General features: G+C 41.3%; 15 protein-coding genes. 8 read left to right on the top strand and 7 right to left on the bottom strand.

Annotation, left to right across the window (positions count from 1 at the left end; all coding sequences use genetic code 11):
* The first annotated feature begins 166 nt into the window (after positions 1–166).
* Both JOD45_RS14145 and JOD45_RS14140 read left to right on the top strand, forming a co-directional pair.
* On the top strand, positions 167–1,996 hold the full coding sequence (locus tag JOD45_RS14145; protein WP_205004557.1) for an APC family permease: 1,830 nt from the start codon (positions 167–169) through the stop codon (positions 1,994–1,996).
* A gap of 185 nt (positions 1,997–2,181) precedes the next feature.
* Entirely contained in the window at positions 2,182–3,027 is an 846-nt protein-coding gene (locus JOD45_RS14140) for a sulfite exporter TauE/SafE family protein (protein WP_205004556.1), read from the top strand.
* Between the two features lie 36 nt (positions 3,028–3,063).
* On the opposite strand, the gene msrB is transcribed toward JOD45_RS14140, so the two are convergent.
* Complete coding sequence (gene msrB / locus JOD45_RS14135) at positions 3,064–4,014, bottom strand: peptide-methionine (R)-S-oxide reductase MsrB (protein WP_205004555.1); 951 nt, start codon at positions 4,012–4,014, stop codon at positions 3,064–3,066.
* 165 nt (positions 4,015–4,179) lie between these two features.
* Between msrB and JOD45_RS14130 the strand changes: the two genes are divergently transcribed.
* Together JOD45_RS14130 and pdxK are read left to right on the top strand one after the other, a co-directional pair.
* Positions 4,180–4,758, top strand: coding sequence for a uracil-DNA glycosylase (locus JOD45_RS14130; RefSeq protein WP_205004554.1), 579 nt, complete (start codon positions 4,180–4,182; stop codon positions 4,756–4,758).
* Between the two features lie 105 nt (positions 4,759–4,863).
* Positions 4,864–5,682 (top strand): pyridoxine/pyridoxal/pyridoxamine kinase, encoded by an 819-nt coding sequence (pdxK, locus tag JOD45_RS14125; RefSeq protein WP_205004553.1) that lies wholly within the window; start codon positions 4,864–4,866, stop codon positions 5,680–5,682.
* A gap of 81 nt (positions 5,683–5,763) precedes the next feature.
* On the opposite strand, the gene JOD45_RS14120 is transcribed toward pdxK, so the two are convergent.
* A complete protein-coding gene (locus JOD45_RS14120; RefSeq protein WP_205004552.1) occupies positions 5,764–6,705 on the bottom strand; it encodes an alpha/beta hydrolase in 942 nt (313 codons plus the stop codon).
* A gap of 172 nt (positions 6,706–6,877) precedes the next feature.
* On the opposite strand from JOD45_RS14120, the gene JOD45_RS16795 reads away from it, so the two are divergent.
* Positions 6,878–7,000 (top strand): hypothetical protein, encoded by a 123-nt coding sequence (locus tag JOD45_RS16795; RefSeq protein WP_275583975.1) that lies wholly within the window; start codon positions 6,878–6,880, stop codon positions 6,998–7,000.
* 98 nt (positions 7,001–7,098) lie between these two features.
* On the opposite strand, the gene JOD45_RS14115 is transcribed toward JOD45_RS16795, so the two are convergent.
* The 5 genes from JOD45_RS14115 to JOD45_RS14095 all read right to left on the bottom strand — a co-directional run bounded on the left by JOD45_RS14115 (position 7,099) and on the right by JOD45_RS14095 (position 11,883).
* The gene (locus tag JOD45_RS14115; RefSeq protein WP_205004551.1) at positions 7,099–7,404 is read right to left on the bottom strand and encodes a hypothetical protein; all 306 of its coding nucleotides are present in this window, start codon (positions 7,402–7,404) and stop codon (positions 7,099–7,101) included.
* 149 nt (positions 7,405–7,553) lie between these two features.
* Positions 7,554–9,098 carry a multicopper oxidase family protein gene (locus JOD45_RS14110; protein ID WP_205004550.1) on the bottom strand — a complete coding sequence of 515 codons (1,545 nt, stop codon included), beginning with the start codon at positions 9,096–9,098 and terminating at the stop codon, positions 7,554–7,556.
* Between the two features lie 139 nt (positions 9,099–9,237).
* Complete coding sequence (locus JOD45_RS14105) at positions 9,238–10,506, bottom strand: BaiN/RdsA family NAD(P)/FAD-dependent oxidoreductase (protein ID WP_205004549.1); 1,269 nt, start codon at positions 10,504–10,506, stop codon at positions 9,238–9,240.
* A 39-nt stretch (positions 10,507–10,545) separates the two neighbouring features.
* Positions 10,546–11,112, bottom strand: coding sequence for a thioredoxin family protein (locus tag JOD45_RS14100; RefSeq protein WP_205004548.1), 567 nt, complete (start codon positions 11,110–11,112; stop codon positions 10,546–10,548).
* Positions 11,113–11,316: 204 nt separating this feature from the next.
* Positions 11,317–11,883, bottom strand: coding sequence for a helix-turn-helix domain-containing protein (locus JOD45_RS14095; protein WP_205004547.1), 567 nt, complete (start codon positions 11,881–11,883; stop codon positions 11,317–11,319).
* A 171-nt stretch (positions 11,884–12,054) separates the two neighbouring features.
* Here JOD45_RS14095 and JOD45_RS14090 point away from each other — a divergent pair, with 171 nt between their 5' ends.
* The 3 genes from JOD45_RS14090 (at position 12,055) to JOD45_RS14080 (ending at position 15,891) form a co-directional block, all read left to right on the top strand.
* Positions 12,055–13,308, top strand: a complete 1,254-nt coding sequence (locus tag JOD45_RS14090) for a CynX/NimT family MFS transporter (protein WP_205004546.1) — start codon at positions 12,055–12,057, stop codon at positions 13,306–13,308.
* Between the two features lie 376 nt (positions 13,309–13,684).
* Positions 13,685–14,875, top strand: a complete 1,191-nt coding sequence (locus JOD45_RS14085; protein ID WP_205004545.1) for a glycine C-acetyltransferase — start codon at positions 13,685–13,687, stop codon at positions 14,873–14,875.
* A gap of 53 nt (positions 14,876–14,928) precedes the next feature.
* Positions 14,929–15,891 carry an L-threonine 3-dehydrogenase gene (locus tag JOD45_RS14080; protein ID WP_205004544.1) on the top strand — a complete coding sequence of 321 codons (963 nt, stop codon included), beginning with the start codon at positions 14,929–14,931 and terminating at the stop codon, positions 15,889–15,891.
* Positions 15,892–16,233: the final 342 nt, after the last annotated feature.

Here is a 16,233-nt window from a genome sequence, read left to right as displayed (position 1 = left end):
ACTGCAGGGTAACTAACCTCTGCAGTTTTTTATATTTTTCATTTTTACATTAATGAAAAAAAGAAGGAAATGCTAGTCCGTATTAAACCGTGCACTCTGATAGCTGACTTCTTATAATAGACTGTTGTTCTTTTTGTGAATATCTTTTGATAAGGATGTTTTAAATATGGCAAGTAAAGTAAAAAGACTTCTCATAGGCAGACCGCTGAAATCGAACGAAGCCCAAGAACAAAAGCTCAATAAATTAAAGGCTTTGGCCATTCTTTCTTCAGATGCTCTCTCCTCCGTCGCTTACGGGCCCGAACAAATTCTTATTGGATTAACTGCTGTTGGCGCCATCGCCTATTGGTATTCCTTGCCAATAGGTATCGGCGTTCTTATTCTGTTAGCCGCGCTCATTCTCTCATATCGGCAAATCATTTTTGCTTATCCGCATGGCGGAGGCGCTTATATGGTGGCCAAAGAAAATTTGGGAGAGAACTTTGGGCTCGTCGCCGGCGGTTCTTTGTTAGTAGATTACATCTTAACAGTTGCTGTCAGCGTTTCTTCAGGAACGGATGCTATCACGTCCGCTGTTCCGTTTTTACATCAATACAGCATCCTTATTGCTGTATTGATCGTTGTAATCATTACGCTGTTAAATTTGAGGGGACTGACTGAATCAGCAACAATCCTTGCGTACCCGGTTTATCTATTTATTCTTGCTATGGTGATATTAATTATATTTGGCCTCTTTCAAGTCTTAACCGGCCACGCCCCGGCACATGCTCATCCTGCCATAGGAACACCTGTTGCAGGCATCAGCTTATTTCTTTTATTAAAGGCATTTTCTTCAGGCTGTTCTGCACTAACCGGCGTTGAGGCCATTTCAAACGCGATACCTAATTTTAAAAAACCGGCGCCGAAAAACGCGGCAATTACCCTGATTATGATGGGATGCATATTAGGCTTTCTTTTTTCTGGCATTGTTTTTCTAGCTTATTGGTACGGCATTTCGCCTTCTGCCAATCAAACTGTTTTATCCAATCTTAGTTCATCAATATTTGGCCGGAATGTGGTTTACTTTTTTATCCAAGCAACAACTGCGCTTATTTTGGTGTTAGCGGCGAATACTGGTTTTTCCGCTTTTCCTTTGCTTGCCTATAACCTGGCAAGGGATAAATATATGCCAAGGCCATTCACTGTAAGAGGAGATAGATTAGGTTATTCTAACGGGATCATTACTTTAGGATTTTTATCTATTCTTCTCATCATTGCCTTTGAAGGAAATACAGAAAATTTGATTCCATTATATGGTGTCGGTGTATTTATTCCCTTTTCATTATCTCAAACAGGAATGATAGTTAAATGGATTAAAACAAGGCCTAAAGGCTGGGTTCCAAAACTGATAGCTAACCTGATCGGCGCTTTAATATGCTATCTGATTGTTATTATTTTCTTTATTACGAAGTTCGAAAAGGTATGGATGGCGCTCGTCTTTATTCCTTTAGTTGTCTTTTTGTTCCATAAAATTCACAAACACTATCTTGCTGTCGGTGATCAACTTAGGGTGGACTTGTCTCATCACCTTAATGATATCAAACCGAAAGAAAATGTTATTATTGTTCCAGTGGCGGGCATAACTAAAGTTGTCGAACAGTCATTAGTTTATGCGAAATCATTGTCTGACAATGTTATTGCCGTATATGTCGGCTTCAGCCCTGAGGATATAGAACGTATGGAGAAACAGTGGAATGAATGGCAAACAGGTGTTAGACTCGTAACGCTTCATTCCCTTTATAGAAGTGTTCTATCGCCTTTAAGTAAATTTATTGATACGGTTAAATATAAAACAGACCAGGCAGGCGCAACGGTTACTGTCGTCATGCCGCAGTTTTACACGAAAAAATGGTGGCACAGCTTCCTCCATAACCAATCAGGCCTATTAATCAGAGCTTACCTTGTCCGCAAAAAGAATATTGTGATGGCTACTGTTCCATATCGATTTAAAAAATAATAATAATGATAAGCTCCCCTTTAGCAGACAGATTAAAAATAGAATCTGGATACTTGAGGGGAGCTGATTTTTTGCTTTAGGAAATCAGTCAAATGGGGTTTCTTTAAGGTTTGTTTTAATAAGGTGGATAACCCTTATCAACCGCTCATATATATGAAGATAGGATACACTGGGGAGTGGTTGAATTGAATAAGCTTTTGGTTTTTTTATTTGTCGGTTTCTTTGCTCAACTGATCGACGGTTCATTAGGCATGGCATACGGTTCAACTTCAACATCACTATTGTTAACCTATGGTGTTGCGCCTGCAATTGCCTCATCATCTGTCCATATAGCCGAAATCGTGACAACAGGCGTTTCTGGAATTTCTCATTTTAAGCTAGGGAATGTCGATTCTAAATTGGTTTTCCGGTTAATTATCCCCGGTGCGGCCGGAGCATTTACAGGAGCGTGTTTTTTAAGCCGATTGCCGGGCGATTTAATTAAGCCGTATATTTCCATTCTTTTAGTCATTCTCGGCATTTACATCGTTTTAAAATACTTTTTGAATTTTAATTGGACTTCTGCCCAATCAAGGGCTTCAAACAAAAAATTATTGCCTCTAGGTTTAATTGCCGGATTTGTAGATTCAATCGGCGGCGGCGGATGGGGAACGATTGCAACGCCTTTCTTGTTAACACAACCGAATATGTCGCCAAGAAAGGTGATCGGCTCTGTTGATTCAAGTGAATTCATCGTAACCATCGCTTCCTCGGCAGGCTTTTTATTATCTATTGGTTCGGAACAAATTAACTGGTCTTGGGTTTTCATATTAATGGCCGGCGGACTATTGGCTGCACCTTTGGCCGCTTGGCTTGTTAAAGTGCTTCCCACACAATTATTAGGTGTATTTGTCGGCGGGATTATTATTTTAACTAACACAAGAACGATTTTTTCAGCCTGGCAAATAGATAAACTCATGCTTTTACTTATCTATGGTCTTATCTTAATCGTTTTTATCGCGCTGCCTGTAACGTTAAAATTAAGGAAATAAAGTTATGAGCTGCCGATATTTCGGCAGCTCAAAATTTTAATCAAAAAGGTGCTTATACTCTCCATAGCCTTCTTTTTCTAAATCTTCTTTCGGTATAAACCGCAGGGCAGCGGAATTAATGCAATATCTTAAGCCGGCAGGCCCCGGCCCGTCAGCAAACACATGACCTAAATGGGAATCCCCATATTTGCTTCTGACTTCGGTTCTAATCATAGAATGGCTTAAATCTTCTCTTTCCTCTATATGATGCGAATGCAACGGCTTTGTGAAGCTTGGCCAGCCGCAGCCGGCATCAAATTGATCCAATGAGCTAAAAAGCGGCTCACCCGAAACGATATCAACGTATATCCCTTCTTTTTTATTATTCCAATACTCATTTTCAAACGGTCTTTCCGTTGCGCTTTTCTGCGTCACTTGATACTGAATATCTGTCAGCCTTTTCTTTAACTCTTCATCGTCTTTTTTTACAGACCAGTTTTTCTCGATAAAGGCCTTTCGCCCGGAACCTTCATAATAATGCCTATAATGAAATGGGTTTTTCTTATAATAGTCTTGATGATATTCTTCGGCTGGATAAAAAGGTTTTGCCGGCAATATTTTAACGGCAATCGGCTTATCAAAACGCCCGCTTTTTTCTAAGCCCCGCTTTGATTCCTCGGCCAGCTGCCTCTGCTTTTCATTGTGATAAAAAATGGCCGTTTGGTATGACTGTCCCCTGTCATGAAACTGTCCGCCGGTATCTGTTGGATCAATTTGCCGCCAATATATATCCAATAATTTTTCATAAGGGAAGATCCCGGGATCAAAAGTGATCTGAACCGCTTCAACATGACCTGTTATTCCTGCAGTGACCTGTTCATAGGTGGGGTTTTCAGCATGTCCTCCTGTATATCCCGAAACAACACTTTTAATACCCGGCAGCTCATCAAACGGTTTGACCATGCACCAAAAACAGCCGCCTGCAAAGGTCGCCAATTCTTCACTCATTTTGTCAACCCCATTTCTTTTATCATTTATCGTGATATTACCAAAATTAACATGCCTGTCTCAACCTATACAGTTTTTCATATCCGAGGACATCGGAAAAAAGTATGCCCTGTTATCAGAAAGGAGAACATATTAGCATCATTTATTTACAGGAAGGATAGCCCTATGACTGAATGTAAATTTTCTATTTTAAAAGAAGATCCCGTTCCTTGTGAAGAAAAAGATTGCCAGAAGTGCGAACTGTACAAGCATGGCTCGAGGATGGTTTGGGGAGAAGGTCATCCTCATGCTCCGCTTTATATCCTATTAGATAATCCGGGCGAAAGAGAAGATAAGGAAGGCCGACCTTATGTTTGCGGAACAAGGCAAGTATTGCAAAGAGGACTTATAGAGGCCGGCATCAGCCTAAAACATATTTATGTGACTTATATTTTAAAGAGAAGACCTAAGAGAGCCTATAATAAATCCCAAACAAGAGATAAGTGTATAAGGCACCTTGAACAGCAGCTATTGAATGGCAGACCGAAAGCCGTCGTTTGTCTAGGGAATGTTTCCGTACAATCCTTTTTTAGAAATCCGCAGGCAGAAGTAAAGAATCTTAGAGGCGCTTGGCATCATGTTAATGGTTGGAAAACGGCTGTCTCTTATCATCCTTTAGCCGTCAGAAGAAGGCCAAATCTCTACGCTTTCTTTGCAGAAGATTTAAAATTAGCCAGGGAACAAACGGACAAGATTTTGAAATGAAAATTTCTTTAATCTCCTAACAATATGATAAAATTGATATAATTTATGTGTGAACTATTTGACGGTTTTTCAAGAAGTGTGTCGAACAATAAAGGAGGAATCTATATGTCAATGAACAAGGCGCTAACAATTGCAGGTTCTGACTCAAGCGGCGGCGCAGGCATTCAGGCTGATTTAAAAACATTTCAGGAGCGCGGCGTTTACGGGATGTCAGCCTTAACAACTATTGTGGCTATGGACCCTTATAACAACTGGTTCCACAATGTGTTTCCAATTGATGTTGATATCGTAAAAGCACAGCTGGATACAAGCGTGGTCGGCGCAGGTGTTGATGCAGTCAAGACAGGTATGCTCGGCTCCCCGGAAATTATTGAATTGGCAGCCAGAACGATTGAAGAGCATCAGCTGAGAAATGTCGTTATAGACCCCGTAATGGTTTGCAAAGGCGCTGATGAAGAACTTCAGCCGGAAAATACGGCAAGCTTGCGTGAACTTCTTGTCCCAAAAGCAACCGTTGTCACGCCTAACCTATTTGAAGCAGCTAAATTAAGTCAAATGCCGCCGATTACGACTGTTGATCAAATGAAAGAAGCTGCTGTAAAAATTCATGAACTGGGAGCAAAATATGTGCTTATTAAAGGCGGCAGCAAGCTTGAACATGAAAAGGCGATTGATCTTCTGTATGACGGCGGGAATTTCGACATCTATGAATCCGAAAAGATTAATACCACTTATATTCATGGCGCCGGCTGTTCTTATTCTGCAGCTGTTACGGCGGAATTAGCTAAGGGACATTCAGTTAAAGACGCTGTAAAAACAGCAAAAGCTTATATTACAGAAGCTATTAAACACGGTTTTAAATTAAATGATTATGTCGGGCCAACCGATCTTACAGCATATCGTAAAATTGAAACAGTGAAATAATATCCATTAATTAAGCACTGAGTCTGTTAAAGAAGGCACAGCCAAAAAGCGAGGTGATTTCCCCGCCTTTTGGCTGCTTTATTAATTTGTATTAAAAGCGTTTTTTAGCGCTGCGCCTGTTTCTTTTAACGCTTCCTTCCCCTTATCAATGATGTCCGCCATACTAATAAAGCCGTGTATAACACCATCGTAACGCGAACATGCTGCCTCAACGCCTGCATTTCTTAACTTATCTGCGTACTGCTCCCCTTCATCTCTGAGAGGATCATATTCCGCCGTAATGACCAACGCCGGCGGCAAACCCGCTAAATTATCATTAAGCAACGGCGATGCCAATGGATTAGTTTCATCGGCTTCACTATTTAAATAATGATTTTTAAACCACTCCATTGCTTCTTGAGTAAGAAAGTATCCTTCTGAATTTTCCCTTAATGAAACGGTGTCTGCCTGAAAGTTCGTTGCTGGATAAATCAGCACCTGATATATAATTTCAGGCGTTTGCCTTTCCTTTGCCAAGCAAGAAACAACCGCTGCCAAATTCCCTCCGGCACTGTCACCGCCGACAGCGATTTTTTCGGGGTCAATCTGCCATTCATTGTGATGGTCATATATCCATTTAACCGCTGCGTAAGCATCCTCAACAGCTGCAGGAAACTTATGTTCCGGCGCTAACCTGTAATCAACAGAAATGGTCACGCACTCTGCAAGATTCGTCAGCGCCCGGCAGATGTTATCATGTGTTTCAAGGCTGCCAATGACCCATCCGCCGCCGTGATAATAGACTAAAGCCGGATAAGTATTCCGCTCTTTCATAGGATAGTAGACGCGGATAGGAATACTGCCCTCAGGCCCCGGGATATAGCTGTCTTCAACACGCTTAACAGGCTCTATATGCTCTGCGTAAGCAGACATTACCATTGACTGTCTGGCTTCCTCCGGCGATATATTTGCGAATGATAACTCTTCATCCCCTGTTTGAGATAAATGATGCAATACCATTTGAACTTGCGGATCAAGCGGCATTCTATGACCTCCTCCTTTTCTAACGACAGATACTTTAGACGCACCTATATAACATATTCGCGATGAGTACAAATAAAGACCTGTTTTTTTGCAAATTTTTTATTTTAAAAGATACCTTGATGCTTCCTACTTGTTTAACTGGAAATCTAGGATAGCTTTCATAAAAAGGAGGATGGCTTTCCGGCCTGCGGATCAATTGGAGGAAATTAAAATACCCGGCACCCATTGGCTGGATACTTGGCTGAACGGTGCGAAGCGATGGGCCCCGCCGTTTCTTTCTAGCAAACAGCGCTAATATCATTTGAAAAAAGCAGAACTGCCGGCTCGCATGACGGTGAGTTCTGCTTTTGACTCGTCCTGAATGTTTAAACAGCCAGGGCTGCTTTCATTTGCCTAGTAAAAAAGAGATGTCATCCCGCTCAATTGTTTTAATATTTTTATACCGTTCATAACATGGCCAAAAGCCGTTGGTATATTGCCAAAGCTGCCATTTTGACCGTTATAATACGGCGGCGCATATTGCCCCGATGGAAATGACTGCTGATTATAAAAAGGCCATTGTTGATTATAAAAAGACGCCGGCCATTGTGTTGAAAATGGAAATGATGATTGGCTTTGTACTGGAAATCCGCCGGACATCATCGATGGGTATTGTTGTCCATATGGATTCGGATTATAAGAATACACGACTGCAAACACCCCCCTATTATAAATCCATTCAAGGGTTAAATCATCTCTTCTAAATAAGGTATGTATAATATAATTAAAAGCTAAGGCGCTTACCGCCGCTTTTCAGCCCATTTAAAATAACACCGACCGGATCAATCAAACCCGATCGGAATCATAGCCTACTCCCTTCTCTTAACAACTAAATATGGCCGCATCATATCATAATCTTCATGTTCAAGAATGTGGCAATGCCAAACATACCTTCCTGTAAATGGCGTGAAATGAACCATGATGCGAGTCACTTGGCCTGCGGGGGCGCGAGCTGTATCTTTAAAGCCCCTCTCATTAAGCTCCGGTGCAACAGAGGAGCCAGTATAAACAATCCTCCCCGTTTGGTTAAATATATCAGCATCAAAAGGACGGCGGTCAAGAATTTTAAATTGAACAAGATGAAGATGAATAGAGTGAGTCACCCCCATTGGATTAACGATTGACCATATTTCTGTGTCACCGAGCTGAGGCTTTTCTGTTACAGGATCCTCCCATTGATGATTATCCAACAGCAGCATCGGTCTGCCGTATTCGTCACTTCTCTGACCAAGCTTTAGCGTTCTAATGCTTCGAACAAAGGGCATGGCCTGAGTTGACGAGCTTTCAAGATTTGATGGTATTTTACTTTTATCCTTGGCAGATAGCGGGCGGGTGACTTTAAATTGCATGACATTAGCATCGGTATCAGGGTTTACCGGACCGCCGCACCCTGAATCGTTTTTTAATGTCAGATGCTGATGTTCATATTGAGAGAAATCAATAATAACATCCGCCCGTTCCGCGGGAGCAAGTGTCAATTTATCTATTTTCACCGGTCTTTGAAGAAAACCGCCGTCTGTACCGATTTGATACATTGACTGCCCGGCATCCAGCTTTAACTCAAAGGTCCGGGTATTGGAAGCATTGAGCAGCCGAAAACGATACTTTCTTGGTTCGACTTCTAAATACGGCCAAACCTTTCCGTTCACTAAGATCGTATCGCCGCAAAAAAAAGGTGTAATGGATGGATCAGGTGTTGTTGATGAAGGATTCGCAGGCTGTTTTGGATAATAAAGGGAACCATCCTCATTAAATGATTTATCTTGTATCATTAGGGGGATTTCGTAATCACCCTTAGGCAAATTTAATGACCTTTCATGACTGTCCCTTATAATATAAAAGCCGCAAAGTCCCGCATAAACATTAAGCCTTGTTATTCCCATGGCATGATCGTGATACCACAAGGCAGCAGATCGCTGAAGATTGGGATATTGATAAATTTTCCTTTTAAAATAGGGGCCAACCTCTTTAAAATCCCGTGTAAACCAAGCTTCTGGATAGCCGTCGCTCGGCGCAGGAGAGGCTCCCCCATGCAAATGAACCACCGTTCGGACTTCCGGATGATTCATTGCCCCGTGAATGGTTTTATCAACTGGAAGAAGATGCTTGTCAGGCAGTTTATTTATCCATTTTACTAAGGTAAGATTGTCTTTTTCCGCTTCAATTGTAGGACCGGGATACATGCCGTTATAGCCCCAAAGCCTAGTAGGATTTAAATCTCTATGAAGCTTTTGGGTCATTTCTTCCATTGTCACCTCATAATAATCACCTTTATGATTCTTTACTTTTGGTTTTAATATCTCTGGAATCGGACATTCATCTACAAACTTCTCAAGCGGTTGACTGAGTCTCATTTTTTTCACCTGCTTCATTCCATATGCTGAGTCATCGTTTATACTATAAGATGAATCAGGTCTTTTTTTTGAGACAAAAACAACCGCCTAAAAAGTTTTTAAAAAAACATCCGGCTGGCGATTGCCATTCATATATTCCTTATATATCAGCTATTCGCTCCGCAGCGCTTCGTCCGGCAGCATGTCCGGTCACAAAGGCTGCAGTGATATTGTACCCGCCTGTATAGCCGTGGATATCAAGGACCTCTCCGCAAAAATATAAGCCTTCCATTTTTTTAGATGACATGTCTTTGGGGTTAATTTCTTTAAGGGAAACACCGCCGCCCGTTATAAAGGCTTTCTCAATTGGCAAAGTGCCATTAACCTTCACCGGAAATTCTTTTAGGGCTTTTGCCATCTCGCGGATTTTTTCTTTAGCTAAATCGTGGAATGTTATATCCTCCGACAGCCCAATCTGTTCCAGCAAAAATAACAGATATCTTTCAGGCACGATGCCTTTCCAAACGTTTTTAACCGCTTTTTTAGGTTCAGCCTTTGCGAGATTATTTAATTCTTGAAAGAGTTGTTCTTCATTTTGGTCGGGCTTTGCGTCAATTGTGATAAGAATATATTGGGCATTAAACTTTTTTAAAGCTTTGACAACAAATTGGCTGCATCTCAGCACCGCCGGACCAGATAATCCGAAATGTGTGAAAATCATATCCCAGCGATGTGTTTTAATGCCTTTGCCTTTTGGATTCCTGACAGTTAAAGCAACATCTCGAAGCGATAATCCTTGCAGTGTTTTCTTTTTAATAAAAGGCTCATCGGTTGTTAACGGCACTTCTGTCGGATACAACTCTGTAATGGTGTGCCCGGCCTTTTTGGCCCAGGCGTATCCGTCACCCGTCGATCCTGTATACGGAACTGATTTGCCGCCAACGGCAACAATGACATTGGGCGCATATATCCTTTCTTTATTTTTCAATTGAACGCCCTTCACTTCGCCGTCTTCAAAAAGAACCGTCTCTACCGGCGCATGAACCTTAATAGCGACATTTAATGATTTTACCTTTTTCAAAAGCGCTTGAACCACTGACTTCGCACTGTCGCTTATCGGAAACATACGGCCGTAATCCTCTTCTTTTAAGCGGATGCCTAGGCCTTCAAAAAATCTTATAATATCTTCATTATTAAACTCCGAAAATGCGCTGTATAAAAACTTTCCATTACCCGGAATATGCTTGATTATTTCATCGACCGGCATTCTGTTAGTAACATTGCAGCGTCCGCCGCCCGATATCGCCAGCTTCCTGCCGAGTTTGTCCCCTTTATCCAGAAGGAGGACCGAAGCCCCGCCTTCAGCGGCTGCAACAGAAGCCATTAATCCCGACGGCCCGCCGCCAATAACGATCACATCATATTTCATCTTTTTTGCACCTACTTGCTGCCTTTATTTAAAGCGGCATTATTTGATCTCAGATAACTGATGGCGAATTTCATCGATGATAAGTTGTTGATACGCCGTTCCTTCACCGTAACGCCGCATAATCTCCGCATAGACGTCTTTCAATTTAGCTTTATATTCTTCGGAGGCTGGATCAAGCTGACATTTTTTTAACTCAACCATCGGCTCTTGAACATAAGCCGGACGCGGTCCCCACTGTGCCAGAACATCACCGTTTCTGTTTGTAAACAGGACGACAGGCACCGATCTTCCGCCTAATGTTAAAAATTGGTCAATCAGATCGGTATTTTCTTCAAGAATAAATACCTCAACGGGAATATCGGCAATTTCCATCAATCGAAAAACAACTGGAACATTGCGGGCAACATCGCCGCACCAGTCCGCCGCAATGATCTCACAGCGGATATCCTTTTCATCGCTTAGATTTTTAAAAAACTTTAGATCTTCTTCGCCTATTGAAAAGTATTCATAATAGGAAAGGAATAGATCTTTGTTTTTTTCCATTTGTCTCATAAAAGCTTCCGGCGTTATCCCTTTTTCAATTTTATGACTTATATTTTTTCCCATATAAAGCCCTCCTATTTTCATTGAATGGTTTTATTTTATAAGATGACTGATTCCGCCGGACGCTTTTTATTACTGCTCCTTTTATCATCCTGAGGCCTGTATAATTTTATGCCATGCCAAAGGCCGCCCCGACGGAGAAATTCCCGGGAAATACCTTCACGTTTAATGGCTAATCATTCGGCAATCACGCAGAGCTGTTGTTTATTAAGCACGAGGATATGACAGGGTGCACAATAAAATAACGGGAAAATCATTAGGATTCATGTAAGTATGCTTACTGTCCGCCTGAAAGCGAATTGAATCAAACGTATTAAGATGATGCTTACATCCTTCTACATAGATATCAATGGACCCTGACATCACTGTGGCTACTTCTATGGCTCCCTCATGATGCTGTTCTGTATTTTCTCCCTGCGGTTTAATACAAACACGATACAATTCCGATACCCCGTATTTTAAATTGCTGAAAATGGGTTCAACTGTCCAATCTCCGTTCGAACTCTCAAGTTTGTCTCCTTCTCCTGCCCGTGAAATGCTGACTTTCTCTTCCAGATTTAATAAAGCTGTTAGAGGCACGGAGAGGCCTTTTGCAATCTTCCACATGATGGCCAACGTTGGGTTGGCCTCTCCCCGTTCAATTTTCCCTAAAGTCAGTTTGCTGACATCAGTCATTTCCGCGAGTTCATTCAAACTGAGTTTTTTTTCGTTTCTTATTTGCCTTAATTTACAGCCTACCTGTTCAGCTAATTGTTTCGTTTCCCCATGATCCATTTACAGCGTACAACTCCCTTTTAATTTAAATGATTGACATCACGGTCAGTATATTATAATATTCTATTGGTAAATTATAATTTACCAAAATGATAATACGTTAAATTTAGAATTAATTTTATCAAAAAGCTTGATTTATATCGAGCTACTTTAATATAGGAGTGAAAACAGATGAATTTATCTAAAGATATTCATACAGAACCTCATATTACAAAAGTTAATGGCCCTGCACGTATAGGGATTTGGCTGTTAATCATAGGCATTATTTTTGCCGCCAGCAACCTGCGGGCACCCATTACGGCTGTAGGACCCATCATTGGGGACATTCGCGAAGATACGGGCATATCTAATACCTTAGCAGGCATGCTGACAACGCTGCCTTTGCTATCATTCGCTGTTTTTTCAATCCTTGCCCCGAAAATAGCCCGGCGGCTCGGGATAGAAGTGACGCTTATGGCCGCTTTTATTTTATTGACAGCCGGCATTATTTTACGTTCTTTACCTTCAATAGCCGCTCTGTTTATTGGAACGGGTTTGCTTGGAATGGCTATTGCCGCGGGCAATGTCTTAGTGCCAAGTTTAATTAAAAAGGAATTTTCTAATAAGGTCGGCGTTATGACAGGTATCTATTCTGTGTCTATGAATATTTGCGGCGCTTTTGCCTCTGGTATCAGCATTCCAATTGCTCAAGGCGCCGGATTGGGATGGCGGGGTGCTCTTGGCTGCTGGAGCATTCTTTCATTTATCACATTGATCATTTGGCTTCCGCAAATACGGGCGCGCCGCCATTCGAACGTTTCTAAAGGAATAAGCAAAGTATCCTTATGGCGTTCTGGACTCGCCTGGAAAGTCACATTTTTTATGGGGCTGCAGTCGATGATCTTTTACGTTCTTGCTGCTTGGCTTCCAGAAATTTTATATGAACAAGGCATGAGCCCATCAGCTGCCGGCTGGGTGCTTTCATTAATCCAATTTGCTACCCTTCCGTCATCATTTATCATACCGATACTTGCCGGCCGATATTCGAGTCAGCGAGGCCTTGTCACAATCACCGTCTCTTTAATGCTTATTGGCTTCATCGGTATCATGACTGGCAACACTTCACTTGTTCCATTATTCGTGATATTGATCGGTCTGGCACAAGGCTCACTATTCAGCTTGGCAACGATGTTTTTTGTTTTGCGCACGCGCCATGTTCATGAATCAGCTGAACTTTCGGGCATGGCTCAATCTATTGGCTATTTATTAGCAGCCATAGGGCCGACACTTTTCGGGTTTATCCACGATATCGCACACAATTGGACCAGTGCTCTAATTATGTTAGTTGCTGCTATTTTGCTTGTTTTTGTCTTTGGAATAGGCGCTGCTGCAAATCAATATGTCTCATCGCCAAATATCAGCAATGAACTGAAAAAAGAAGCATAATGCGTGATAAAGCTTGGCCATTGCCAAGCTTTTTATATTATGATAGAGAAATATGTCCTCTGTAGAAATACATTTGTCACCGTTTTCATTAAAATCAGGCATTGCCGACAGTTGTCCTCGCTATATAAACAAATGTTTATAAGAGGCTATTACATTTCTTAAATAATTGAATATAATAAAAATAAAATAGTTATTAGTCCTCTCTCTGTGTACATCTTAATCAAAATATGTTAACTTAAGGATAATAAATCCTAATAAAATACATCGCCATTTGTTCTCCTTGTATGGACATATGCTTTTTTAACAAGGATAAACCTATAAGGATTCATTCAAGGTTTTTGGTGAAAAATACATGTAAATTAAGGAGGTATGCACAATGCCAAGCCGCGGGTTGGAAAATTTTTTAAAGGAAAACTTGGAAGATTTAAAAAGCAAAGGACTTTATAACGAAATAGATACACTTGAGGGCGCAAACGGTCCTATTATCAAAATTAACGGAAGAGAATTGATTAATTTATCCTCCAACAACTACTTGGGATTAGCTACAGATAACAGGCTGATTGAAGCTTGCAATGAAGCAACAAAAGAATACGGCGTCGGAGCCGGTGCAGTAAGAACAATTAATGGCACTTTAAAGGTCCATATTGAACTTGAAGAAAAGCTCGCTAAATTTAAACATACTGAAGCCGCTATTGCTTATCAATCTGGATTCAACTGCAATATGGCAGCTATTTCTGCCGTTATGGACAAAAACGATGCCATTTTATCAGATGAATTAAACCATGCTTCTATCATTGACGGATGCCGCCTTTCCAAAGCTAAAATCATTCGATTCAATCATGCTGATATGGATGATTTAAGAGCAAAAGCGAAGGAAGCTGCCGAGTCCGGTCTATATAACAAGATTATGGTGATTACTGACGGTGTGTTCTCAATGGACGGCGATATAGCTAAGCTTCCTGAAATCGTAGAAATCGCTGAAGAATTTGACCTGATCACTTATGTCGATGATGCGCATGGTTCAGGTGTGCTTGGCAATGGCGCAGGCACTGTAAAACATTTTGGATTATCAGATAAGGTTGATTTCCAAATCGGCACCCTTTCAAAAGCTATCGGAGTTGTCGGCGGATATGTAGCCGGAAAGAAAGATTTAATTGATTGGCTGAAAGTAAGAAGCCGTCCGTTCCTATTCTCTACTTCCTTAACACCAGGCGCTGCCGCGGCATGTATTGAAGCCATTGATATCTTATCCAGTTCTACAGAGCTTCAAGAAAAGCTATGGGAAAACGCCGATTACTTAAAACAAGGCCTTAAAGACATCGGCTTTGACATCGGCAACAGCGAGACACCAATTACACCGGTTATTATCGGCGATGAGGTCAAAACTCAAGCATTCAGTAAAAGACTGAACGAAGAAGGCGTTTATGCAAAATCAATCGTCTTCCCTACCGTGCCAAGAGGAACCGGCCGCGTAAGAAATATGCCGACTGCTGCCCATACTAAAGAAATGCTTGATCAAGCTATCACCATTTACAAAAAAGCAGGTAAAGAACTCGGTATCATATAAAACATGATTTTTTGAATTGAAGAACCAAAAAGTTCATTTTTGGAGGAATTACGATGAAAAAAATATTGGTTACCGGTGCATTAGGCCAAATTGGTTCTGAACTGGTTATGAAAATGAGAGAAATATACGGGAATGCTAACGTTATCGCTACAGATATTCGAGAAACTGAAAGTGATGTCGTTCAATCAGGTCCTTTCGACATTGTTGATGTCACAGATGCAAAAGCCCTTTTCAAAGTAGCTAAAGACAATCGAGTAGACACCATTATCCATCTTGCGGCTTTGCTATCAGCTACTGCTGAAAACAATCCGCTGTTCGCATGGCACTTGAACATGGGCGGGCTTGTCAATGCATTAGAGGTTGCCCGGGAACTGAATACACAGTTTTTCACACCAAGTTCAATCGGTGCATTCGGCCCAACAACACCAAAAGACAATACCCCTCAAGATACCATTCAAAGACCGACCACAATGTACGGGGTAAACAAAGTCTCCGGTGAACTGCTTTGCGATTATTATTTCAAAAAGTTTGGCGTTGATACAAGAGGCGTTCGTTTCCCAGGCCTCATTTCATATGTTGCACCTCCTGGAGGCGGCACGACAGATTACGCTGTTGAAATTTATTACGAAGCAATAAAAAATGGAAAATATGCATCCTTTATCAATAAAGGCACTTATATGGACATGATGTATATGCCAGACGCATTAAACGCCATCATCACACTTATGGAAGCCGATGCCTCAAAACTCAAGCATAGGAATGCATTTAATATCACGGCAATGAGCATCGAACCAGAAGACATTGCCGCAGAAATTAAAAAGCATATCCCTGAGTTTGAAATGACTTACGACGTTGACCCAGCCCGCCAAGCCATCGCTGAAAGCTGGCCAAACGCCATTGACGCAACAGCCGCAAAAGAAGAGTGGGGCTTTAAAGCAGAATACGACCTCGCAAAAATGACAGAAGACATGCTTGCAAAATTAAAAATCAAATTAGGAAACAAAATTAATAATTAAAGGGGCTGTACAAAAAGTCAGGGTAACTGACTTTTTGGCGCCCCTTTTTCGTTTTTTATTTAAAAAGGCTCTACAATATTTGTTGGGGTATGAGAAAAATTAAAACAAAAAAATACACGCAAGCTCCTTAATCCTTTACACTTGAATTGTCCCGAAACAAGAGAAGGATAGGAGTTGCGTGTATATGCATTTTAACATGATTTTACCTGGATTAGAAGATGTGATGATTTTGAAGGCAGAAGAAGTCGATGGAGCTTATCACATTCATATAAAACTGCCTCGAAAAAAACAACGTTGTCCTGTTTGTGGAGAACGCACAAATCGAGTCCATGATTATCGAGT

The organism is Scopulibacillus daqui (genome assembly GCF_016908855.1).
Classification (GTDB): domain Bacteria; phylum Bacillota; class Bacilli; order Bacillales; family Sporolactobacillaceae; genus Scopulibacillus_A; species Scopulibacillus_A daqui.
Note: the sequence above shows the minus strand (reverse complement) of the source record. Positions and strands in the feature narration are given on the sequence as shown.